This is a genomic window from Sinomicrobium endophyticum (genome assembly GCF_052983315.1).
Window position 1 is genome coordinate 110,921 of the sequence record NZ_JBRKIS010000025.1, and the last position, 24,263, is coordinate 135,183.

General features: G+C 43.7%; 19 protein-coding genes. 7 read left to right on the forward strand and 12 right to left on the reverse strand.

The features are described 5' to 3' along the window. Positions 1 to 44: 44 nt before the first annotated feature. The 10 genes from ACVBDU_RS09175 to ACVBDU_RS09220 form a co-directional block, all read right to left on the reverse strand. Positions 45 to 2,345 (reverse strand): GH92 family glycosyl hydrolase, encoded by a 2,301-nt coding sequence (locus ACVBDU_RS09175; protein WP_447179450.1) that lies wholly within the window; start codon positions 2,343 to 2,345, stop codon positions 45 to 47. 165 nt (positions 2,346 to 2,510) lie between these two features. Continuing rightward, positions 2,511 to 4,091, reverse strand: a complete 1,581-nt coding sequence (locus ACVBDU_RS09180) for a RagB/SusD family nutrient uptake outer membrane protein (RefSeq protein ID WP_447179451.1) — start codon at positions 4,089 to 4,091, stop codon at positions 2,511 to 2,513. A gap of 10 nt (positions 4,092 to 4,101) precedes the next feature. Then, the gene (locus ACVBDU_RS09185; RefSeq protein ID WP_447179452.1) at positions 4,102 to 7,164 is read right to left on the reverse strand and encodes a SusC/RagA family TonB-linked outer membrane protein; all 3,063 of its coding nucleotides are present in this window, start codon (positions 7,162 to 7,164) and stop codon (positions 4,102 to 4,104) included. Between the two features lie 476 nt (positions 7,165 to 7,640). Next, positions 7,641 to 8,345: a gluconate 2-dehydrogenase subunit 3 family protein gene (locus ACVBDU_RS09190; protein ID WP_447179453.1), complete on the reverse strand. Its 705-nt coding sequence runs from the start codon at positions 8,343 to 8,345 to the stop codon at positions 7,641 to 7,643. 93 nt (positions 8,346 to 8,438) lie between these two features. After that, the gene (locus ACVBDU_RS09195) at positions 8,439 to 10,181 is read right to left on the reverse strand and encodes a GMC family oxidoreductase (protein ID WP_447179454.1); all 1,743 of its coding nucleotides are present in this window, start codon (positions 10,179 to 10,181) and stop codon (positions 8,439 to 8,441) included. A 266-nt stretch (positions 10,182 to 10,447) separates the two neighbouring features. Then, positions 10,448 to 11,434 (reverse strand): glycoside hydrolase family 43 protein, encoded by a 987-nt coding sequence (locus tag ACVBDU_RS09200; protein ID WP_447179455.1) that lies wholly within the window; start codon positions 11,432 to 11,434, stop codon positions 10,448 to 10,450. 379 nt (positions 11,435 to 11,813) lie between these two features. Next, on the reverse strand, positions 11,814 to 12,851 hold the full coding sequence (locus ACVBDU_RS09205; RefSeq protein ID WP_447179456.1) for a LacI family DNA-binding transcriptional regulator: 1,038 nt from the start codon (positions 12,849 to 12,851) through the stop codon (positions 11,814 to 11,816). A 409-nt stretch (positions 12,852 to 13,260) separates the two neighbouring features. Beyond that, a complete protein-coding gene (locus ACVBDU_RS09210) occupies positions 13,261 to 13,986 on the reverse strand; it encodes a tRNA1(Val) (adenine(37)-N6)-methyltransferase (protein WP_447179457.1) in 726 nt (241 codons plus the stop codon). 86 nt (positions 13,987 to 14,072) lie between these two features. Then, entirely contained in the window at positions 14,073 to 14,597 is a 525-nt protein-coding gene (rimM, locus tag ACVBDU_RS09215) for a ribosome maturation factor RimM (RefSeq protein WP_447179458.1), read from the reverse strand. A gap of 16 nt (positions 14,598 to 14,613) precedes the next feature. Continuing rightward, positions 14,614 to 15,174: a 30S ribosomal protein S16 gene (locus ACVBDU_RS09220; RefSeq protein WP_447179459.1), complete on the reverse strand. Its 561-nt coding sequence runs from the start codon at positions 15,172 to 15,174 to the stop codon at positions 14,614 to 14,616. Positions 15,175 to 15,421: 247 nt separating this feature from the next. Between ACVBDU_RS09220 and ACVBDU_RS09225 the strand changes: the two genes are divergently transcribed. From ACVBDU_RS09225 to ACVBDU_RS09255, 7 genes are all read left to right on the forward strand, one after another. Beyond that, entirely contained in the window at positions 15,422 to 16,372 is a 951-nt protein-coding gene (locus ACVBDU_RS09225; RefSeq protein WP_447179460.1) for a 2-hydroxyacid dehydrogenase, read from the forward strand. Positions 16,373 to 16,522: 150 nt separating this feature from the next. Continuing rightward, a complete protein-coding gene (locus tag ACVBDU_RS09230; RefSeq protein WP_447179461.1) occupies positions 16,523 to 16,900 on the forward strand; it encodes a TM2 domain-containing protein in 378 nt (125 codons plus the stop codon). Positions 16,901 to 17,163: 263 nt separating this feature from the next. Continuing rightward, complete coding sequence (locus ACVBDU_RS09235) at positions 17,164 to 18,144, forward strand: ABC transporter ATP-binding protein (RefSeq protein ID WP_447179462.1); 981 nt, start codon at positions 17,164 to 17,166, stop codon at positions 18,142 to 18,144. Positions 18,145 to 18,226: 82 nt separating this feature from the next. Next, positions 18,227 to 18,961 carry a lysophospholipid acyltransferase family protein gene (locus ACVBDU_RS09240; RefSeq protein WP_447179463.1) on the forward strand — a complete coding sequence of 245 codons (735 nt, stop codon included), beginning with the start codon at positions 18,227 to 18,229 and terminating at the stop codon, positions 18,959 to 18,961. A gap of 7 nt (positions 18,962 to 18,968) precedes the next feature. Continuing rightward, positions 18,969 to 19,958: an acyl-ACP desaturase gene (locus tag ACVBDU_RS09245; RefSeq protein WP_447179464.1), complete on the forward strand. Its 990-nt coding sequence runs from the start codon at positions 18,969 to 18,971 to the stop codon at positions 19,956 to 19,958. Positions 19,959 to 20,025: 67 nt separating this feature from the next. Further along, complete coding sequence (locus ACVBDU_RS09250; RefSeq protein ID WP_447179465.1) at positions 20,026 to 20,679, forward strand: HD domain-containing protein; 654 nt, start codon at positions 20,026 to 20,028, stop codon at positions 20,677 to 20,679. Positions 20,680 to 20,735: 56 nt separating this feature from the next. After that, positions 20,736 to 21,197, forward strand: a complete 462-nt coding sequence (locus ACVBDU_RS09255) for a hypothetical protein (RefSeq protein ID WP_447179466.1) — start codon at positions 20,736 to 20,738, stop codon at positions 21,195 to 21,197. Here ACVBDU_RS09255 and ACVBDU_RS09260 read toward each other — a convergent pair. Both ACVBDU_RS09260 and ACVBDU_RS09265 read right to left on the reverse strand, forming a co-directional pair. After that, entirely contained in the window at positions 21,194 to 22,267 is a 1,074-nt protein-coding gene (locus ACVBDU_RS09260; protein WP_447179467.1) for a PA0069 family radical SAM protein, read from the reverse strand. The genes ACVBDU_RS09255 and ACVBDU_RS09260 overlap by 4 nt on opposite strands. A gap of 291 nt (positions 22,268 to 22,558) precedes the next feature. Beyond that, positions 22,559 to 24,121 (reverse strand): glycine--tRNA ligase, encoded by a 1,563-nt coding sequence (locus ACVBDU_RS09265; RefSeq protein ID WP_447179468.1) that lies wholly within the window; start codon positions 24,119 to 24,121, stop codon positions 22,559 to 22,561. Positions 24,122 to 24,263: the final 142 nt, after the last annotated feature.

Sequence of the window (24,263 nt, forward strand, 5' to 3'; positions counted from 1 at the left end):
CTGTCTGTTTTACACAAAGTTACTCAATTTTTCACTTCACCGATCTATTGATTGGAAAGGGAATAAGGAAAATCCGCTTTCTTCACTCCCCTGTTCTTATTCGGTGTATCCGACATTTCCATATCGATAACGGCACCTTTCATAAGCGCTTTATGGCTCAACCAGTTTTTGGTATATTCTTTCCCGTTGACACTCATCTTTTGTATGTACCTGTTCGAATCGCTGTTCTCAGGAGCATTGATGATTACTTCTTCTCCGTTCTGCAATTCCAGGGTCATCTTTTTGAATAAGGGTGTTCCCATTACATACTCGTCGGTAGCAGGACAAACGGGATAGAATCCCATAGCGGAGAATACATACCAGGCCGATGTTTGCCCGTTGTCTTCATCCCCGCAGTAACCATCCGGGGTAGGCCTGTACATCCTGTTCATGGTTTCTCTTACCCAGTGCTGGGCTTTCCAGGGTTCTCCGGCAAAATTATAAAGGTATATCATGTGTTGAATGGGTTGATTACCATGTGCATACTGTCCCATGTTAGCCACCTGCATTTCCCGGATTTCGTGGATAACGCCCCGATAGTAGCTTTCATCAAAAACGGGAGGGAGGGAGAACACTTTATCGAGTTGTCCTGTGAATCCTTCTTTACCACCCATCAAATCAATGAGTCCCTGTACATCGTGGAATACGGACCAGGTATAGTGCCAGCTATTCCCTTCGGTAAAGGCATCACCCCATTTGAACGGGCTAAAGGGTTTCATGAATTTGCCATCTTCATTTTTACCCCGCATCAGCTTGGTTTCGGGATCGAAGAGGTTCTTATAGTTGAGGCTTCGCTTTTTGTAAAGTTCTATTTCCTTTTTCGGTTTGCCAAGGGCTTTTCCTAACTGGTAGATCGTAAAATCATTATAGGCGTATTCCAGCGTCCGGGCGGCATTTTCATTGATTCCGACATCATAAGGTACATATCCGAGTTTATTGTAATATTCTACTCCGGCACGTCCTACGGCAGTGAGCGGACCTGCATTATTGGCACCGTGTATCAATGCTTCATACAGGGTTTCTATATCATACTTGTGTTTACTATCTATTTTGAGGTAAGCATCAGATACTACGGAAGCAGAGTTGTTTCCTATCATCACATTCCGGAGTCCGGGGCTGGCCCATTCCGGTAACCATCCGCTTTCTTTATACGCGTTAGCCAGTCCTTCCTGCATCTGGGCGTTCAGTTCCGGGTACATGAGGTTAAGGAAAGGGAAGAGGGAACGAAAAGTGTCCCAGAAACCGGTATCCGTAAACATATAACCAGGTAGTACTTTTCCGTTGTACGGGCTGTAGTGTACTACATCCCCGTTTTCATCATATTCGAAAAATTTTCTCGGGAATAACAGGGAACGGTAAAGGCAGGAATAGAAGGTACGCATTTGTTCTACAGTACCTCCTTCTGCTTTTATACGGCCAAGTTCCTTGTTCCAGATATCTCTTCCTTTTTTCTTTACGGTATCAAAATCGTCACTTCCGATTTCTTTGAGGTTGCGTTCCGCCTGTTCGAAGCTTATGAAGGAAGAAGCTACCCTGGCATTTACTTTTTCTCCTTTTTTGGTCTTAAACCCGATAACGGCCCCGGCATGGTCCGCTTCCATTTCAAGAGCATCTCCGAGTTTATCCCCGTTAAACGTAGAAGTTACCTCAAAGGCTTTGTCAAATTCGATAACGAAGTAATTTTTAAAGTTTTCCGGCACGCCACCACTGTTTTTGGTCGTATACCCGATAACCTTATTTTCGCCCGGTATTATTTTTACGTAAGATCCTTTATCCAGGGCATCGATAACGACATAAGAACTGTCTGTTTCGGGGAACGTAAAACGAAAACGTGCTGCTCTTTCGGTAGGCGCCAATTCCGTAGTAACATTGTGGTCGGCCAGGTATACGCTGTAGTAGTATGGCGTTACGGTTTCCGCTTTACGGGAATACCAGCTTGCACGGTCGTCTTCGTTAAAACCGAGTTCTCCGGTCACCGGCATAATAGCGAACTGACCGTAATCGTTCATCCAGGGGGAAGGCTGATGTGTTTGTTTGAAGCCTCTTATTTTGTCGGCAGTGTACATATAGGCCCAGCCATCTCCCATTTTTCCGGTTTGAGGGGTCCAGAAATTCATTCCCCACGGAAGGGCTATGGCAGGATATACATTACCGTTGGACAGGCTGTATTTAGAATCGGTTCCCATAAGAGGGCTAGCCCAATCTACGGGATTATCCACTTTTTCCACCATCACGGTTTGCGCCTGTGACATCTGGAACAGGGCAATAACGGCGAAAAGAACTGTTGTTAACGATTTCTTTTTCATAGGAGGTTTTAAAATTTATTAAAAATACAGGTATAATCAAATTTATACAAGCATACCGTTGAAGGAAAAAATAAAAAAAGCTGCCTAAAATACGGCAGCTTTTTTAGTTTATTTACCACCCCGGACTCTGTTCTAAGTTAACGTGAGTTCGATATAAAACTCAAACTATCTACTCTGATATCCTTCATTTTGAGTGAGGTTCGGATTGCGTTGCAACTCATTTAAGGAAATAGGGAACACCAAATCTGTTGGTTTAAACGTTGCTCCTGCTGCATTCTGTGCCCCTATTAAATCTATATAAGTCACTTCCCCCTTGGCGGATTCTGAAACTTGTGGAAATTTCATAGTCCTCACACAATCGTCCCAAATTTTAAACTCCAATGGAAATTCTCTAAGCCTTTCTGTCCAACAAGCCTCTATAAACTCCTGAGTAGAAAGCATCATCAACTCACTCTCAATATCCGTAATAGAAGATCCCTCAGTATTAGCTCTTACCCGTATCTGTGCTAAATAATTTGCAGCTTCGGGTGTCACCCCTTCCGTTTGCGCAATAGACTCTGCATAATCGAGATACGCCTCCGCCAAACGGTAAATATTCCAGTCTTTAGTAGACCTACCCGTATTCAGCACAGCTTCTTCATCAAAATAATACCAACAACCTGCTTGCCCCTCCGGAGCAGTCCAAGTTTTGTTATTAATCGGATTGGTATAACTCCAGTGAAAAAACTGCTGAGGCTGAATACGTAAATCGTCCTCTTCATACACATTTAAAAAACGATCGATAGGACCATAAACCCTCTCAAAAATAGAATACGTTCCAAACACCCCTGTAGCCGACGAAGTAAACGCATAAGTTGGCCGCCAACCACCGTCATTAATAGTAGCATCGTATTCCTGACTGTAAATCACCTCGCTTAAATCATCAATAGTACGCAACTTATTATAGGCACTGTTCCCCCCCAAATCATCATTAGTAGCCAAAGTATGCGGAGAATCAATTACCATTTTCGCATAAGTCTTAGCATTAGCATAATCTCCCGTATAGAAATACACATCCGTGAGCAACATCGTTGCCACATATTTAGAAATACGATGCCCGTTTGCTGCAAAAGTCGCCTCCGGCAACACGTCAATAGCATCCTGAAGATCTAATATAATCTGATCGTATATGGAACTGCTTGGTGCCCTTTCCGGATACAACTCATCCAAATTAGAAGGCTCTAACAAAAGCGGCACATCACCAAATGCCTTCACCAGATAAAAATAATTAAACGCCCGAAAAAACTTTGCCTCAGCAACAAGCCGATTTCTCTTTCCTTCATCCATATCAATTCCGGGAATACTCACAATAGCATTATTAGCCACATTAATCGCCTTAAAGCAATTGTCCCACATACCATCCGAATTCGCCGAAATCTCATTAGTATGATCCTGTCTCGTCAACAATCTGGAATACCTACACACCACTTCTTGTCCCTCATAACTATTCGTAAAATAGCCGGTTAGCATCCCCATCACAGAAGAGTGAGACCCTACATACGCACTGGGAGCAGCCGCAATACGCTGGCTGGCACCATTCCTGTACAGGTAATTCACATTGGATTCTGCCTGAGCTTCAGTTTGATAATAATCTCCACTAGATACAGTGGACTTAGGATTCTCATCCAAAAAATCGGAACACGATACCGATAACAGAAGAGCCGATATCGACAATATTTGCCATATATTTTTCATTGTAATTCTCATCTTAGTCGGTTTAAAAAGTTACATTTACACCTAATGTCCACGTTCTAGCTCTCGGATAAGAATAGAACGCCATATTTTGTCCAAATTTATTCGTACTACCTTGCGATGTCGCTTCGGGGTCATAACCGTTAAAGTCACTGGAAGTTACAACAAAAGCGTTATTTACATTCATATACAACCGAAGTTGTGAAAGCCCGAGGGAAGTACTTTTCTCAGAAGGGAATGTGTACCCCAACTGGATCAGGTTAGCACGTAAATAAGACCCGTCGGCAATCCACGATGAATCCACCGTAGTATCCTGACCCGCATGTCCGGAATTGGTCAAATAGATAGCCTGCTGCATTGTATTCGGGTTCGTTCCGTCGTAGGCGTCGTACAAGATGTCAGACAACCCGTTAGTAATACCAAACCGGTCATACGCTGGGTGATAAAACTGTTGCATGGTTTCTACTCCCCAAACAAACTGCATATCTACCGTCAGGTCAAAATTCTTATAAGAAAACGTATTAATAAAACTTCCTGTCCAATCCGGCATACCTTTGCCAATAATCTCCTTCTCACTGGTCCGCTTAGCACGACCTATCTGGTCTCTGTTAATATCGCCATTTTCGAAGTCCTCTTCCGTATAAACTCCCAATCTTCTATACCCGAAAAAGCTACTCAGGTTTTCTCCTACTCGCAAAATACTATTAGAACCACCTACCCAGCTGTTCAACTCTATATCCGCATTATTTTCTCCCAGCTGAAGAATCTCGTTTTTGTTATAGTTCATATTCAAGGTAGTATTCCAGGTAAAATCCTCTGTCTGCACCGGATACGCATTTAGCATGATATCCAATCCTTTGTTGGCAACCGAACCTACGTTCTTATAATAAAAATTAAATCCTGAAGTCCTGGGCAGTGGTGTCTCCAGCAACAAATCTGTCGTTTTCTTATGGTAGAAAGAAGCCTCCAGATTCAACCTATTCTCAAACAACCCCACATCCACACCGATATCAAACTGAGCCGTTTTCTCCCATTTCAAATCCGGATTCTCAATAGTACTTATATAAGACCAGGGTGCACGTGTACCATCTTGCAGTTGTGTTCCGGAATCCACTAGCGCCAAAGACTGATAAGGATCAATTTCCGAATTACCCGTCACCCCATAACTGGTGTGCAACTTTAAATTACTGATCAGGTTGCTATTTGCCAGGAAATCCTCCTGAGAAATATTCCACGCCAGGCCTGCCGAAGGGAAAAACGCGTATTTATTATTATCCCCAAACTTAGAAGACCCGTCATAACGACCTGTAAGCGTAGCCGAATACTTATCATTAAAAGTATACGCCAATCGCAGGAAATAAGAATTCATCGCCCAGCGGTTAAAATCCGAATCAGGTGCATCGGGGGTAGTTCCGGCCCCCAAATTAAACCACTCAAAAAAGTCATCACTAAAACCTTCGGTATACGACCGGTCATAATTGTACTTTCGCTCCTGCCACGAAAGTCCTGCCATAGCATTTACCCGATGCTTGTCAAATGTTTTGTTATACGTCAAATACGTTTCCTCCTGCCAGTAAAAAGTATTCGTATGTTGCACTTCCGCCCAACCATTTGGCAAAGAAAGATTATTCAAATCAATAGAGGAATACCCTCTATAGGTAATATTGTGGCTATCCACACCGTATTGCGTCTTCAGATCCAACCCGTCCGCAAGGTGAAACGTCAAGGCAGCATTACCAAAAATCTGGGTATTGTAATTCATCCGTTTCTGCTTCTCTAAGATCATCACGGGATTAGACATCCCCTCGAACCCAAATCCATCGGCCATAGTTGTACTGGCCGAGGTAGTATAATTCCCACCAGAATCCCTAACCGGCATCCACGGCAACATCTCTATCATAGTCCTACGAGCATCCTGACCTCCTCCGGTTTCAGGTGTATATCTACCCCAAGTGTGATTCACCATTAAATTGATGGAAGTACTCAACCAATCCGTCGGATCTGCATCAAAAGCCACCTTGGCATTCACCCTCTTGCTATAGGTATTATTTACTACCCCTTGTTGATCGGTATAATTTAAAAATGCCCCTACGGAAGATTTCTCACCTCTCGACTGAATCCCCACCTGATGATTGTGCGACAATGCCGTTCTGGTAGCCTCTCTTTGCCAATCGGTATCGTACAAAGGATTACCGTTCTCATCAAAATATTCTCTATCCGAGAACCAGTACGACCTATCCAAAGACCAGTCATACCCCATATACTTATTCTCATTCTCCAAACCAATCATAAAAGCATCGGTCCACTCTTGTGCATTTAGAACATCCATATAGCTCGCAGGCGAACTCAAACTTACAGAAGTTTGGTATGTAATAGCAAGTCCTTCCGACTTTTTACCTCGTTTGGTAGTCACCAAGATAACCCCATTCGCCCCTCTGGCACCGTAAATCGCCGTAGCAGAAGCATCTTTCAAAACCTCCATACTCTCAATATCGTTGGGATTCACCAATCCGAAATCCTCCATAACCACCCCATCTACCACATATAGAGGAGTAGAGGAAGAATTAATAGTAGACAACCCACGTATCACCACACGACTCTGATAAGCTCCGGGCTGACCAGAATTGGAGTAAATATTCACCCCGGAAACCTTACCCCTCAAATTATCCAATGCACTAAACTGCTGATTCTTAACAAGATCTTCCCCTTTAGCAACAGAGATAGACCCGGTTACATCCGATTTCCGCATCGTACCATATCCGACTACCACGACTTCGTCCAGAGCCTGGGCATCCTCCTGGAGCGTTACGTTTATAGTAGTTTCCCCATTTACTGGAACTTCGTTGTTTTTATAACCGATATAGCTGAATACTAATACGGCATCTTCAGGAACATCACTCAGGGTATAGTTCCCATCAAAGTCGGTCTGGGTCCCGTTACTCGTACCCTTTACCACAATGTTAGCCCCGGGTAATGGCCCGCTGGCATCCGACACGGTCCCGGAGACCGTAACCTGGGCCTGCACCGCTCCGACAGCACAAAACAATACTGCGAAGAGTACAAGCTTTTTCATTAAAATTGTCTTCATAAATGCTGATTTAGTTTAGAATTAAGTTTTTTGGTTGTAAACCATTGTTAAGAACACATTTTTATTGAAAACGCTAAAACGTTTTAGCGATCCGATAAAAATTTTAGCGTCTTTTTAGTACTATTTTATAGCACCTGACACTAAAGCAAAAAATTAACACTTTATTAGCACGGTGCTATTTTACGAAAAAAAATCTATCTCGCAAAAAAAGACCTGTTTATTTATGGGGTCTGTAAAAATTAAATCTCAAAATAATGGTTTTCGCTTTTATATATTGGTCAAAGTCTCAGTAAAACCAACTCCTTTTAACAGGATGACACAACCCAGTTGCAGGTAAAAACCACTTGATACACCTCCTGTCTTCAGAGGATGGCAAAGAAAAAGCCAGCCGCAGGTTTTCACCTGCGACAGACTTTCACACAACAATCTAAAACATGAAAAATTTAATGGAGAAGGTCACGAAGTTGTTATTCTATTTACACGCTATAGTTCTCCCAATCCATTATTTCTCCCCTGTCTTCGGGTTTAATACTCCTTTGTAACATCTTCTCGTCATATGCCATTCCGTGTTTATCCAGGACATCCTGCGGGACTCCGTCCCAAACGTTGGGAGTATTCCCTACGTACCCCAGGTCCTTTATACCTATCTGGCTGGTATAAAACCCGGTGGCAACCAGGTTCCTAATCCTGGAAAAGAATACTGCTCCCTGTTTGAGCTCCGGGGTCACTTCTTCCGGGTAGGCTATATCCTTTACAATACTTTCCCTTTCTTCGGCCGAACAGGATATAAACTGCTTGTTATATCTAAGGCCGCTTTCCCGATCCAACCACATCAGTCCGCCCCGTAGTGGCACCTGGTGTTCCGGAATATCCTTAACGATGAACTCTATGAATTCCGGGACACCGGCTTCCGTTGCGGAACCGGAAGTATCATCGGCCGGAATAATAATATCCGCCAGTATGGCAATTGTAGCCATTTCGTGTTCGGTAAAAAAGATTTTACTGTTCAGCTCCGTATCCCGTACGGCTTCTTCCGGAGTACGTCCGTAGCCTTCGCCCTTATCCGTACTTTCCGGGGTAATTTCTTCTTTCTTCTCTTCGGCAGGTATACATCCGTGAAGCATGAATCCGGAGGCTACACCACCTATTACCAGGGTTTTTATTGTTTCTCTTCTGTCCATTTGTTAGTTTTTTAGTTTGGGAGTTGATTAGTTTTGAATGATTTTTATCGTAACTTGTTGTCTTCCATATTTCTCATCAACTCATCAACTAATTTAGACATTCATTTTTTTCATTTCTTCCTTCAGGTAATCCGATGCTCTCCAGGCCAGTGCCAGGATGGTCCAGGTAGGGTTTTTATCTGCCTGCGACACAAAAGGGCCTCCGTCCACTACAAAAAGATTAGAGACATCATGCGCCTGGTTATACCGGTTTACTACCGATGTTCTGGGATCATCCCCCATACGGGTGGTCCCTACTTCGTGAATGATCCTTCCGGGGTTTTCCAGACCGTAATCGGTTTCCGCACCGGGTCTGTCTCCCAGGGCAATTCCTCCCATCGAATGGATCACCTCCTCGAAGGTGTCGTGCATATGCTGAGCCTGTTTCCGTTCTTCATCGGACCATTTGTAATTAAATTTCAGTACCGGGATACCGTATTTATCCACTACATTATGGTCGATTTCACAGAAGTTATCTTTTCTCGGAATACTTTCTCCCCTTCCGGCCATGCCGAAGGTAGCGCCGTAGAACCTGCGAAGATCGTCCTTGAAATCCGCACCGTATCCTCCTGCCTTTTTCTTCTGTCCGTCTTTTCCGGGAACCTGGCCGTTAATCTTTTCCATGTTAAAACCAAATCCATAAGCAGGCATTCCCATACCTCCCCAGTATTCGATATGATATCCCCGTGTAAACCCGAGGTTTTTGCTATCGTTCAACCACCATGGAGTGTACAGGTGCATTCCGCCTACACCGTCTTCGTTATAACGTTTTCTGTCCAGAAGAGACGGAATTAATCCCATCCGGGAAGCCCCGGTAGAATCGTGAAGGTATTTACCGACGAGATCACTGGAATTTGCCAGCCCGTTAGGGTGTGCCGCCGATTTGGAGTTTAACAATATCCTTGCGGAACTACAGGCACTGGCAGCCATGATCACCACCTTTGCCTTTAGTTCGTATTCCTGAAGGTCTTCTTTATTTACATAAGAAACCCCGGTAGCCTTTCCTTCATCATTCGTAAGTACTTTGCGCACCATGGCATTGACATACAGATCTACATTTCCGGTCTCCATCGCAGGGTTTACCAGTACGGAGGACGAAGAGAAATCGCCATAAACACTGCATGAACGGGAACATTGATTACAAAAGAAACAGGCTCCCCTCTTGTTGTTTACTCTTTTGGTAAGAATGGAAAGCCTGGAAGGGATCATCGGAACACCTACCTTTTCAGCTCCTTTTTTTATGTACAATTCGTGTAATCTCGGCTTGGGAGGGGGAAGAAAGTAACCATCGGGTTCATTGGGGATGTTCTCTTTAGTGCCGAATACCCCTATCATTTTATCTACCTTGTCATAATAAGGTTTTACGTCATCATAGCCAATGGGCCAGTTATCGCCCTTACCATCAAAGTCTTTGCGTTTAAAATCGAGGGGGCCGAAACGGAGAGATATACGTCCCCAGTGGTTGGTCCGTCCACCGAGCATACGGGAACGAAACCAATCGAACTCTGTTCCTCGTTCTTTGGTGTAGGGCTCGCCATCGATCTCCCAACCTCCGTAAGCCATGTCAAAATCACCGAATGGTCTTACGGTGCCGGCTCCACGCCTGGGAGATTCCCAGGGCCAGCGCAACTGCGTTCGCTGCTCCGGATTGGCGGGATCGAAATGCGGCCCCGCCTCCATCAACGCTATTTTAAATCCGGCTTCCGAAAGTACGTGTGCCGCCATACCTCCTCCTGCTCCGGAGCCTACAATACATATATCATAGGTCTTGGTTTGTTCTTTGATCTGAAATGACATTCTCTATTTTTTACGGGTCTTCAATTAAATTAATTAGTAATTCTGCGTCTTTAATTTTTTATTTTCAGTACATGATAAAAATTTGATTTTCATGAATTTTTCTTGTTCCGATCCCGATAATTATCGGGATCATCCGGGTTGATCCCAGCCCTGTAAAGAGTGAATCAAGGAAAATCAGGTTCCCCTTAGGGTTAGGGGTAAAACTGATTTTCCGGGAAACAAGGTTAAAACAATTTTTGTCATGTATTAATTTTATTATAAGCTTTTCATTCCAGCGGATCGCTTTTTACTCCCTCTTCGGTAATCTTAACGGGAAGGATAAATCCGTCATCATCGAAATGCATTTCCTCGATACAGGTTTCCCTGGAGTTCCCGTCCGTTTCATCCAAAGGCCTTCGGTGATAAACAATATACCAACGGTCTTTTCCGGGAACTTTAATCACCGAATGGTGCCCGGCTCCCGTAGCTACCTCCATATCCTGCTGAAGAATTTTGCCTATGCGCTTAAAAGGCCCCATGGGAGAATCGGCAATAGCATAGGCCACACTGTAATCCGGACCCGTCCAGCCTCCTTCGGACCACATGAAGTAATATTTCCCGTTGCGGATGAACATAAACGGCCCTTCCACATAATTTTCCGGGGTGATTTCCCGAAAGGTTTCTCCATTCTCAAAAGGAATAAAACCAGTAAAGTCATCATTGAGCTGTGCTATGTTACAATGCTTCCATCCTCCGTAAATAAGGTAGTGTTTTCCATCCGAATCCCGGAATACAAACTGGTCTATTGGCTGCGCGCCATTGTGAAATTTATCGATAAGCGGTTTCCCCAGATAGTCCTTAAACGGACCTTCCGGCCGGGATGCAACCGCAACCCCGATACCGCCATACTCATCATCACTTTGTATATCATTGGCCCCGAAAAACAAAAAATATTTACCATCATTTTCAATAATGGAAGGAGCCCAAACGGCACGCTTCGCCCATTTCACGGAAGTGGTGTCCAATACTTTTTCGTGTTTTGTCCAGTATACCAGGTCGGGAGAAGAAAATGCGTCAAAAAAGACCTGTTTGTCGTAAGGTGCGGAGTAGGTAGGATATATCCAATACTTATTGTCAAATATAATTCCTTCCGGATCGGCATACCACCCTTCGAAAACCGGGTTGTTATTGCGAACCGGATTTTCCGTCTTGTCCTGGGCATTTACCGAAAAACCGAATACCAAGAATACGCTGAAAAGCACTGTGTATTTCAAAACCTGTTTTTTTGTAGTTATACATCCCTAAAAACCTTCCTGCAGTAACAAAACAGAACCCATAATAGCGGGTTTTTGTATAAAAAACATGCTAAAACGTTTTAGCATGTTGTTGAAAAAACCGGAATTATGGGGCTTTTCATATCTCGGATTTTGTTAACAAATGAGGTCTACTGAACATTCATTGTGCTATTTTACGAAAAAAAATCTATCTGACAAAGTACAGGTGTTTTTTTTACATAAAAACTAATAAAATACAAGTATTAATAGAAAATAGGCAAACGCATTATTGTTAAAAAATAGCGCTGCTCCGGGATAATAACTACCGGGCAAACCACCGTAAGAAGAGACATAGGGTGGCATTGAAGACAAAAAGATCTTATACGGTTTTCTTCTTTCCTGCAGACGACTCCCTTACTACCAGCCGGGCAGCCAATTCAATTTCATTTTTACGGATATCTCCCGAACCTTCTTCCTGCATCAATTGGTGCAGTACACTTTCCACCAGCTTGTTTGATATTTCTTTTACGGGCTGGGTAACCGTGGTTATTGCAGGTGTATGCATCCGGAAAACTTCACTATCGTCAAAGGCAATGACACCAATATCATCGGGGATGGACAAATTTTTTTGTCTCACTGCCTTCAGTCCGCCTACCCCCAGGTAATTTGACGAAAAGAACAGACTATCTATTTCCTTGTTCTCCGATAAAAATTCGGCAACGGCATTTACTATAAAAGATTCTGTACTGCCATAGGGAATCCGCAGAACAAACTGTGGTAACCCGGACGCTTCCAGGGCGTTGATATAACCAAGATACCGGCCCGCCATCTGGGTCTGGGTAGAATCGAGAGTCACAAAGCCTATGTTATGGTATCCCCGTTCTATGAAATGCCGAATAGCATTCCGGGTACTTTGTTCGTTGTCTATTACCACATACCCGGTAGAAATACCGGCGAAATACCGATCAAACAGCATAAGAGGCACACGGTTGGCAACCAGGTTCTCGATTTCCTTTTCAATGCCCTCGGTCGGAGTAATAATATAGGCATCTACCCTTCTGTCCTTAAAGGTTTTTATAAGCTCCCTCGTCTTCTCCGCATTGTTTTCCGTACTGCAATAAACAATTTTATATCCGCTATTGTTGGCACCGTCCTCAATATGCCTTGCTATACTGGAGAAAAAGGGATTGGATATATCCTCTGCCATGAAAGCTATGATCTTGGACTTTCCGTTCCTGAGACTTCTTGCGAAATGATTAGGCCTGTAATCCACCTCCTTGACAAACTTCAGCACCCGGTCTATGACCTCCTGGCTTATCCTGTTTTCCCTGGCTTTTCCGTTAAGTACCAGGGAAACGGTAGTAATGGATAGTTGAAGTTCATTTGCAATGTCCCGGATGGTTCGTTTGTTCTTCATTTTATAATTGGTGTCGGTTAGGATTTAAAACCCTGCCAGTGAAAGGCAGGCCTGCAATCTCATTGCAGCATATTGGTTGTGTAAAAAAATATAGTCCAGGTTATTGAATCTATCGATATTACCTAAATAACTTAACAGCCCAATAACCAAAAAGGAATTTCCCCGACTGCCGGACGGGCAGGATTGCTTATCAAAAAACAGAACATATTTTACATTCCTGTTATTTTTAACAAGTGTGCCACAAATATATTAAAACGAAACCGACATGACTACAATAATCTTTAGACACATAGGACAACGATTATTTTAGTCATCAAACCTGCCTGCAGGCAGGGGTTGCATCTGACCATTAAAAAAAAATAAACAGATGAAAATCAGAAATTCCTTCGGAAGGATAAAGAGTACCGGATCACATTTTCAGATAAAAATCGCGGGTAAGATTTATGTATTGTTCCGTATAGTGATGTCTTTCTTTTTCAATGCTAAGTTCGTCTGTTTCGACTTCCCTCCTCCGGAAAGAAAATGATAAAAGAGATCTTTTAATCCCGGTTTTTCCTTTCTCTTCGGAACCTCTGACCCTGGTTATCCGGTACGGTAACAGCCCCAGCTCGCCTGCCATTTCCGTAAAACTTTCTTCTTCTTTATAAGGAAGGACAACATGAAAACTACCTTCTTCGGAAAGCAACTGGGACACAGATTCCAACAATTCCTCAAAAGGAAGAGAAATCGTGGCCCGTGCAATATCCCTTTGTATATCGCCTGAAGGAACATTTTCTGTAAAAAAGGGGGGATTGGAGACTATCAGGTCGTAAGTATCCTCTGTTTCCTTTGTAAATTCGTCCAGTGAAGCATGATAGCAAAACAAACGATCGTTCCAGGGTGAATTCTCAAAATTTTCCACACACTGCTCATATGCCGCCTCATTTACCTCCAGAGCATCTATCAGTTCCGCACCGCTACGTTGCGCCATCATCAACGCTATAAGCCCTGTTCCCGCACCTATATCCAGGATAGAGAAAGGTTTTCCGGACACATCGGCCCAGGCACCGAGAAGCACTCCGTCTGTCCCCACTTTCATGGCGCATTTGTCCTGGGACACGGAAAATTCTTTAAAATTGAATGGCTTATCAGACATCGTTGGAAATTTAGTTACTCCCGAAAACACCAAATCCTTTTACACAAAGGATCGATCGGAAAATCATTGAAAAAAGCCGTAACAGGCTACAAATACAGGTCTATCAAACCCTCAGGAGTATTAACTACAACCGTACGGTTATCCCGGTCTATCTTTTCGATAAACTCATCATTCATAGGAATAAGTACCTCTTTACCCCCCCGGTCTATCAGGAAAAGGGATTGGGCCGTAGTATCGTTTATCCCCTTTATAACTCCGACTTTTCCGAAGTTTTTATCCTCTACGGTAAAACCTATAACTTCATGAAAGTAGAATTTATTTCCGGAAAGTTTAGGTAATGTGGTAAGCGGAAGATAAAGTTCTGCCTTCATAAGGGCATCCGCCTCTTCTTCGCTAAGAACATCTTCGAGCCGGAGCCTTAACAGGTCGGATTTATGCAGGGACGATTCTTCAATAAAAAAAGGAATCAGGTCATGGCCTACGGCTATGAACACTGATTCCAGATTTTCGTACAATTCGGGTTCATCGGTATCCAGTTTTACCAATACCTCACCCTTAAAGCTGTATTTCTTGACTATTCTTCCGAGATAGAAGCAATCTTCTTTCTTCATCCCTTCCAAATATTAACTACTCTGCAGCTTCTTTGTTTTCTTCAGCAGCTTCCTCTGCGGCTTCCGCCGTAGCCTCAGCTTCTGTTTCAGGAGCAGCTTCTTCTGCAACTTCCTCTTCAGGAGCTTCAGCCTGGACAGCTTCCGCTTTCCGCTTCTCGCTGATTTCTCTTTCTGCTTCTAATGCTTTAGCTTTAGCTTCTTCTTTAGCTTTGGTCAATCCTTCGGACTTCTCAGAAACCTTCCCGGTTTTTTCCTCCAGCCATGCTTCAAATTTAGCTTCTGCCTCTTCCTGGGTCAACGCACCTTTCTTTACACCACCAAGTAAGTGTTTTTTAAGCAACACTCCTTTGTAGGAAAGGATCCTTTTGGCAGTTTCCGAAGGTTGAGCACCATTCTGCAACCACTTTACAGAGCCGTCTACATTGAGGTCTATCTGTGCAGGGTTGGTGTTAGGGTTGTAAGTTCCCAGTTTCTCCAGAAATTTACCATCTCTTTTAGAGCGTGAATCCGCAGCTACAATCCAGTAAAAAGGCTTCCCTTTTCTACCGTGTCTTTGCAATCTAATTCTTACAGGCATAATACATTAATTATATGGGGTTCCCGACCCCGGTTATTAATTATGAAATACTCCTTCCAAAAAGGAGGGTGCAAATATAACGATTTTTTACCGTATCTTATCCTTATAATTTATTTTCTTTTAGGTCGTTACTTTTCCGGCAAAAAATCTAATTTTGAACCGCCCTTCACCAAATAATACATAGAACTCGTTTAAACTTTTTCGCTTCAATCAAAAAAGTTTAAACGAGTTCATAAAAAACAAGGCCTTGAAAAAAGCAAAGATATTACATATAGACAGCAATCACCCCCTGTTATGGGAACAGCTGGAACAGGCAGGCTTCGAAAACCACATGAATTATACCTCTTCCAAAGCCGAAATAGAAGAGAACATAGACCAATACCAGGGCATTGTCATCCGAAGCCGTTTTAAGATAGACCGGGAATTTATGGACAAAGCCGGAAAACTACAGTTTATTGCCCGGGTAGGAGCAGGCCTTGAAAATATAGATTGCGATTACGCCAGGAAAAAGAACATTCATCTCATCGCAGCTCCCGAAGGCAATCGGAATGCTGTTGGAGAACAGGCACTGGGAATGCTGCTTTCTTTGTTTAACAACCTCAATAAAGCAGATCGGGAAATCCGCGAGGGGCAATGGCTCCGGGAAGCGAACCGCGGCCATGAGCTGGACGGAAAAACCGTAGGTATTATCGGTTATGGCAATATGGGAAAAGCTTTTGCCCGCAAACTAAGGGGGTTCGATTGCCGCGTTATCTGTTACGACATCCTCCCGGATGTCGGTGATGAAAACGCCACACAGGTCTCCCTGGACGAACTACAACAGAAAGCCGATGTGGTGAGCCTGCACACCCCGCTCACTCCCCTTACGGATAAAATGGTGAACAGCAACTTTATTAATGCTTTTACAAGACCTTTCTGGCTGATCAATACTGCCCGGGGGAAAAGTGTTATTACCAAAGACCTGACCGAAGCCCTGAAAGATAAAAAAGTCCTCGGTGCGGCGCTGGATGTGCTTGAATATGAAAAAAGTTCTTTCGAATCTCTTTTTTCCGAAGATCGTATACCCGAAGCATTTCAATACCTGTTACAAGCCGACAATGTATTGTTGTCGCCTCATGTCGCGGGGTGGACTTTTGAAAGCAATATTAAACTGGCTCAGACCATAGTAGATAAAATCAAACTCTTTTATAACGGTTAGCGCGGATAAGACCGTAATACAGATAAAATTATCAACCCTTCGGCCTTCCGTAAAGGATACTTTTTTAACAAAAGACCACCGGGATTGCCCGTATATGAAAAATTTTCATATTTTTAACATACTATAATCAAACCGAAATCATTTTCAATCATGAGTGAAGAAAATAAAGACGAAAAAAACTTTTCTGACAAAGCAAAAGAAATGGGCGAAGAAGCGAAAAAAACCGCTAAGGAAATAGGTGACGAGGCTAAAGAAAGTGCCCGGGAATTCAGCGACGGCGTACAGCAAACCATCCACAGCCAGGAGAATAAAAAAATACTTGCAGGAGTATTGGCTATCGTGATAGGGTCTTTGGGAATTCACAAATTTATCCTCGGGTATAACAAGGAAGGGATCGTTCAAATACTTCTTTCCTTCTTATGCGGTCTCGGGGGTATCATAGGTCTGATCGAAGGGATCATATACCTTACCAAGTCAGATGAAGAATTTTACAATACGTACCAGATCGGTAAGAAGCCCTGGTTCTGATATCCGGATCGGATGACCTGTGTGCTTGTTCCAAATTATCATTTTTTCAATCAAGTTAGCAAGGGCAATACCCTGTAAACCATAATCTGAGAAGCTATCGGTGTATTCCGGTAGCTTCTTTTTTAGTGGCAAACAGGGTAGAATTTAAAAGATCGAAAGGCATTTGTTAGTTCGTCGGTAACAGGTCTCAAAAAAACGGTTGCCGATTTTCCTTTTTACACAAAGCCATTATCTTTGCCCGAAACCCTCGTATCTGTCAAAAAATGCTAGACGTTAAGGATATCTCATTCCGTTTTACGGAAAAACCGGTGCTGAATGCTGTGCGTTTCAAAGCAGAACCCGGACAAATCATATCTGTGATCGGGGAAAGTGGCTCCGGAAAAAGTACACTTTTACGCGCTGTTTACGGCCTTTACGACCTCGATGAAGGAGAAATTTACTGGAAAGACAAAAGAGTACTTGGCCCTGCATATAATCTGGTCCCCGGGGAGCCCTACATGAAATATCTGGCGCAGGACTTTGATCTTATGCCTTATGTATCGGTAAGGGATAACATAGGAAAGTTCCTGTCCAATTTTTACCGGGAAGAAAAATCCGAAAGGATAGACGAACTCCTGGAAATGGTAGAGCTCCGGGAATACGCAGAGGAAAGACCGGGAAACCTCAGCGGGGGACAGCAGCAAAGGGTTGCCCTGGCCAGGGCCGTGGCACAGAAGCCGGAAATACTGTTGCTGGACGAACCGTTCAGCCATATAGACAGTTTCCGTACCAATAAACTGCGCAGGGACCTCTTTGCTTTTATCCGGAAAAAGAATATTACCTGTATCATCGCTACTCACGACAGTGTTGATGCACTTTCGCATGCGGACAAAACACTGGTTATGAAGGACGGTAAGGTCATTCGCGAAGATGATCCGGCACAACTGTATCAAAAACCCGACAATAAATATATCGCTTCCCTCTTCGGGGAAGTCAATGAAATACAGGCAAACCTGCTTTTTCCCGCAGAAAATTATCCCGATCACAAAAGGGTACTCGTATATACCCATGAATTACACACCACCAAAGAATCTGCCCTGCGTGTACGTGTCAAGGAATCTTATTTTGAAGGCAACCGCTACCTCATCAGGGCCCTGCACCGTGGGACCGCCCTTTTCTTCGAACACCCTTACCCCATAACACCGGAAGAAACCGTCTACCTCAAAGCGGAAAAAAAGATAGTTAAAGAAAGAATAAAAAAATAAAAGAAAACCTGCTAATCCATTCGGCAACTTATATTTGCGTCCGAAGCCAGTAGTGGTTGGCCATATTAGATAAAAACCTGTTATGAAAAAAATTTTGTCTTATCCGCTTTCTGCCCTGTTTTATTTGTGTTTCGGGCTATGCCTGGTTGTATTTCACGGCATCCAGTGGATATGTCTCAACCTCTTCGGGTACACCGCTCATAAGAAAAGCGTTTCCATACTGAACCTCCTTTTAGTGCGTTGCACCAGTATACTGGGGACTACCTATACATTCGAAAATCGTCATCTCGTACCCGAAGGTGTACCGCTTATTATCGTTGCCAACCATCAAAGCATGTACGACATCCCTCCGATAATCTGGTATATGCGGAAGTTCCATCCCAAATTCATCAGTAAAAAGGAGCTTGGCAGAGGTATTCCCAGTGTTTCATTTAACCTGAGACACGGAGGTTCTGCGCTCATAGACCGCAAAGACCCGAAACAAGCACTTCCCGCTATAAAAGCGATGGCTGAATACATTGAAAAACACAACCGGGCCACCGTTATTTTTCCGGAAGGTACGCGAAGTAAAAACGGGGTCCCGAAACGCTTTTCGGAGAATGGTTTGAAAATATTGTGCAAATATGCAACATCCGCTTATATTGTACCTTTAAGCATAAATAATTCGTGGAAAATTGTTAAAAACGGCAATTTTCCCTTAACTTTGTGTAACCGGGTAACCTTCAGCATACAACAACCATTTGCCATCCAAAATGTTCCTTTTAATGAAATAATAGAAAAAACGGAAAACGCAGTAAAACAAGGAATAATCATATAAATTTATTATGTCTATAAAAAACGTGCGACTGGAAGTAATGCAACTTCTGGAGAAAGATATCGATACTTTTGTGGATAAATATTTAATCCCTGTGGATACCATCTGGCAACCCAGTGACTTTTTGCCCGATTCCGAAAATGAGAATTTTCTGGAAGACGTAAAAGAGTTACGTGAGCTGGCCAAGGAAATGCCATATGATTTCTGGGTAGTACTGGTGGGAGACACCATTACGGAAGAAGCACTCCCCACTTATGAATCCTGGCTGATGGATGTGGAAGGGATAGACCAGGTCGGAAGAAATGGCTGGTCCAGATGGGTAAGGCACTGGACAGGTGAAGAGAACCGCCACGGAGATGTATTGAATAAATATCTCTACCTTTCGGGAAGAGTTAATATGAAAGAAGTGGAACGCACTACACACCACCTTATTAATGACGGGTTTGATATTGGCACGGATACCGATCCTTATAAAAACTTCGTATACACCAGTTTTCAGGAACTCGCCACATACATTTCACATAACCGTGTAGCCAAACTGGCGAAAAAATATGGCAACCAGAGACTTTCCAAAATGTGTAAGATCATTTCCGGAGACGAAATGCGTCATCACCAGGCTTACAGCGAATTCGTAAGGCGGATTTTTGAAGTGGATCCAAGCCAGATGATGCTGGCATTCCAGTATATGATGAAACAGAAAATAACCATGCCCGCACACTTCCTGAGAGAATCCGGCCAAAAACTTGGAGCAGCGTGGGAACAGTTTTCGGACTCCGCACAGCGTATTGGAGTATACACATCCTATGACTATGTGGATATTATCCAGAAACTGATTGCCAAATGGCAGGTTGACAAGATCACGGGGCTCACCGACGAAGCCGAAAAAGCAAGAGATTACCTGATGAAACTCCCCGCGAGAATGCTGAGAATTTCCGAAAGGATACAAATCCCCCAGGAGTCCCACATATTCAAATGGGTAGAGCCCGCAACAGCCAGATAACGAAAAAACAATTATATTTTCTAAAAATCCTTTCCTTGATCCGAAAGGATTTTTTTAATTTTCCATCATGAACAATCCCGAAATTATCCCAAACACCATAGCTTTTGTAAAGCAGCAATTAGAGAACGCGGAGGGCGGCCACGACTGGTTTCATATTCAAAGGGTTTACAATAACACTATGCTCATTGCACGTCATGAAGAAGTAGACCTGCTGATAGCACAACTAGGCGCCCTGCTCCACGATATTGCCGACAGTAAATTCCACAATGGTGACGAAAGTATTGGCCCCGGAGTTGCCCGGGCTTTTCTGGAAGGCCAAAACATATCGGAAAGAGTTACGGAACACGTAGTACAGATCATTAAAAACATCTCCTTTAAAGGCAGCTACGAAACCAAAAGCTTTCGCTCGAGGGAACTCGATGTGGTACAGGATGCCGACAGACTGGATGCCATAGGAGCTATTGGTATTGCACGTGCATTTAATTACGGCGGATTCAAAAACCGGGAACTACACAACCCGGATATACCGCCCATACGCTACGAAACCAAGGAAGAATATAAAAAAAGTACGGCCCCTACTATCAATCATTTCTATGAGAAACTCCTTCTTTTAAAGGATATGATGAACACGGAAACAGGTAAACGGATAGCCCTGGAGAGACATCGTTACATGGAAGGCTTCCTGGAACAGTTTTACGGGGAGTGGAACGGGGAAAAATAATTTTCACTACCTTTAAAGAAACTGTTTTAAATTAGAAATAACCAAATCCCCCAGCCATGAAAAAGCTACTTATCCCCGTTTTTGCAGCTTTCTTTTTGATCTCCGGATGTAAAAACGAAAAAAAAGAGACACAAAAGAAAGAAAGCATTTCAAATGAAACCCTCAACTCAAACCCGGTTGAAACCATAGACCTCTGCTTTTTGTCCACCGGGAAAGATATAGAACGGGAAGACCGTGTTATTCGCGACTCTACCATACTGACGCTTCACGTGGAACAGAAAAAAGTCCAAGGCATATTCAACTGGTTCCCCGCTGAAAAAGACGGGAGAAGCGGAACGGTGGAAGGAACCATGAAGGACGGAATCATCCTGGGAAAATACACCTTCAACCAGGAAGGAATGACCGAAACCCAGGATATCCGTATAGAGATAACCGATAATGAGGCAAAAATCACTACCAATCCGGGAAAAGAGGGAGCATTTGTGTTAACCGCCGAAAAAACGGACTGTACTCCCTAAAAAAGTTTTAACTGTCCGTCTTTGTAACTTTCGTGAAGTGAAGTATTGAGATGCGGGTAAGACGTATCTGCGAAGTACTTCCGTTTTGCTATCTGAAACAGCGTATGTATCTGCTCCGCTATTCTGCCCTCTCCTGTCATGCGCTTACCGTAACGGCTGTCGTTAAGGCTTCCCCCGTGGCAATCTTCGATCTGGTGAAGTACTTTATCTGCCTTGTCCGGCATCGCTTTTCTTATCCACTCCGAAAATATCTGTCCAATAGCCCCGTTCAGTCTTACAATGGTATGCCCTATAGAAACCGCCCCGTTATCCGCAGCGGCTTTTGCCAGCGGCAACACCTCATGGCTGTTTATCGAAGGGATTATCGGGGCTATCATTACATTCACGGGAATACCGTTTTCCGATAATTTCCGTACCGTTTCCAGCCTTTTCTTTATGCTCGCCGTCCGGGGTTCCAGTACCCTCCTGGTTTCTTCCGAAAGAGAGGTTACCGATATATTGACTGCAATCAGATTATCCGCAGCCAGGTCTTTAAGAATATCCAGGTCGCGCATTACCATGGCATTTTTGGTTATGATGCCCACCGGATGCCTGTATTTCAGGAAGACCTTCAGACATTCACGGGTAATAAAGAAACGTTGTTCCGCCGGCTGGTAACAATCCGTATTTCCGGAGAGCACTACAGTATGCGCTTTCCAGTTCTTACTTCTAAGTTTTTCTTCCAGTAGCTTCGGCGCGTTTTCCTTGACCAGGATACGCCTTTCAAAATCCAGTCCGGCACTGTACCCCCAATACTCGTGGCTATTGCGTGCATAACAGTAAATACAACCGTGTTCGCAGCCCTGGTACGGGTTCATCGAATATCCCATCCCCACATCAGGACTGTCCACCTTATTCACAATGGTCTTGGGAAATACTTTCAGGTATTGTGTCTTGTTATTGTCCGCTTCATCTCCCTCCAGCCTGCAATATTCCAGGAAATCATCCCTCATTTCATGCGACATTTCCAGGAACCTGTTCTTCACATTTCCCTGCGCTCCCCTTCCTTTTATATAGGCATCTTTTTCCATAGTTTAAATTTACAAAATAGGGATCCCTGAAAATGTTAAAGCACAAAATGGTTATCAACAACAATTCTATTGACTGAATACCAGATATATACAAAACTCAAAAGAAGTTCATCCCCATGTGGATTTATAAGCGGTGATAAAACGGGAAAGGTTTAAAACCTGATGACAAGGGTATAAAAAAATTGTAGAATGCACTGCTCCGGCTGAATAAGCCATTGCCTTGTACATTCTACAATATATAAACAGAGGGACTGTTATCTATAACGTAACTATTCCCTTTTATTGTATTGGTTACACGCTCTTTTCCACACGGTCCATACCTACCAGCCAGGTACGCATGTCTGTCTCACGGAAAATGATGTTCCGCAGTTCCGCAACGGGAACACGTTGTTGCTCCATAGTGTCCCTGTAGCGGATGGTTACCGTATCATCCTCCAGCGTCTGGTGGTCTACGGTGATACAGAACGGGGTGCCTGCGGCATCCTGCCTCCGGTAACGGCGCCCTACGGCATCCTTCTCGTCGTACTGTACCATAAAATCCCACTTCAGTTCATTCACGATTTTACGAGCCACTTCCGGCAGCCCGTCTTTTTTCACCAGTGGCAGGATCGCCGCTTTGGTAGGGGCCAGCACAGCCGGTATTTTCAATACGGTCCTTGTGGTGCCGTTTTCCAGTTCTTCATCCTTCAGGGAGTTGGAAAACACAGCCAGGAACATACGATCCAGTCCTATGGATGTTTCTACCACATAAGGCACATAACTCTCATTGAGTTCCGGATCGAAATACTGTAGTTTCTTACCGGAGTATTTTTCGTGGTTCCCCAGGTCAAAATCCGTACGGGAGTGAATACCTTCCAGCTCTTTGAACCCGAACGGGAACCTGAATTCAATATCCGTAGCCGCATCTGCATAATGGGCCAGTTTTTCATGATCGTGAAAACGGTAATTGTCTTCTCCCATTCCCAGTGAAAGATGCCATTTCAATCGGTTTTCCTTCCAGGTTTCGTACCATTTCTTCTGCTCACCGGGGCGAACAAAAAACTGCATTTCCATCTGTTCGAATTCCCGCTGGCGGAAAATAAACTGCCGTGCTACGATCTCGTTCCGGAAGGCTTTCCCGGTCTGTGCTATACCGAACGGGATCTTCATCCTACCGGTTTTCTGAACGTTGAGGAAGTTTACAAAAATCCCCTGTGCAGTCTCCGGACGAAGGTACAGATCCATGGCGCTATCCGCGGAAGCTCCCAGTTTGGTGCCAAACATCAGGTTAAACTGCTTTACATCCGTCCAGTTTCTCGAACCCGTTTCCGGATCGGCGATTTCCAGTTCTTCTATAAGTGCCTTTACATCGGCCAGGTCTTCGTTTTCCAGGGATTTTCCAAGGCGCTTGAGTATGGTATCGGCCTTTTCCTGGTATTCTACAACTCTTCCGTTTGTGGCCAGAAACTGTTCTTTATCGAAAGTATCGCCAAAACGCTTTTGGGCCTTTGCTACTTCCTTCTCTATCTTAGCTTCAATTTTGGCTACATAATCTTCCACAAGCACATCGGCCCGGTATCGCTTTTTGGAATCCTTGTTATCGATAAGCGGATCGTTAAAAGCATCTACGTGGCCAGAAGCTTTCCATGTGGTAGGATGCATAAAGATCGCGGCATCTATTCCCACAATATTTTCATGCATCTGTACCATGGCTTTCCACCAGTACTCGCGGATATTTTTCTTGAGTTCAACCCCGTTCTGTGCATAGTCATATATCGCACTGAGTCCGTCGTATATTTCACTCGAAGGAAATATATAGCCGTATTCCTTTGCATGGGCTATTACCTTCTTAAAATGTTCGTCTTGATTTGCCATAGCGCAAAAATAGAATTTTTAACCGCAAAAAATAAGACATTCCGACCGAAAAAAGAGGGTTTTGCCATTATTTTTTGTTACAAACCTTATGCTACTGCATATTGCACAAAATACTGCTTTCCTATTACTGTCAGGGCAAACG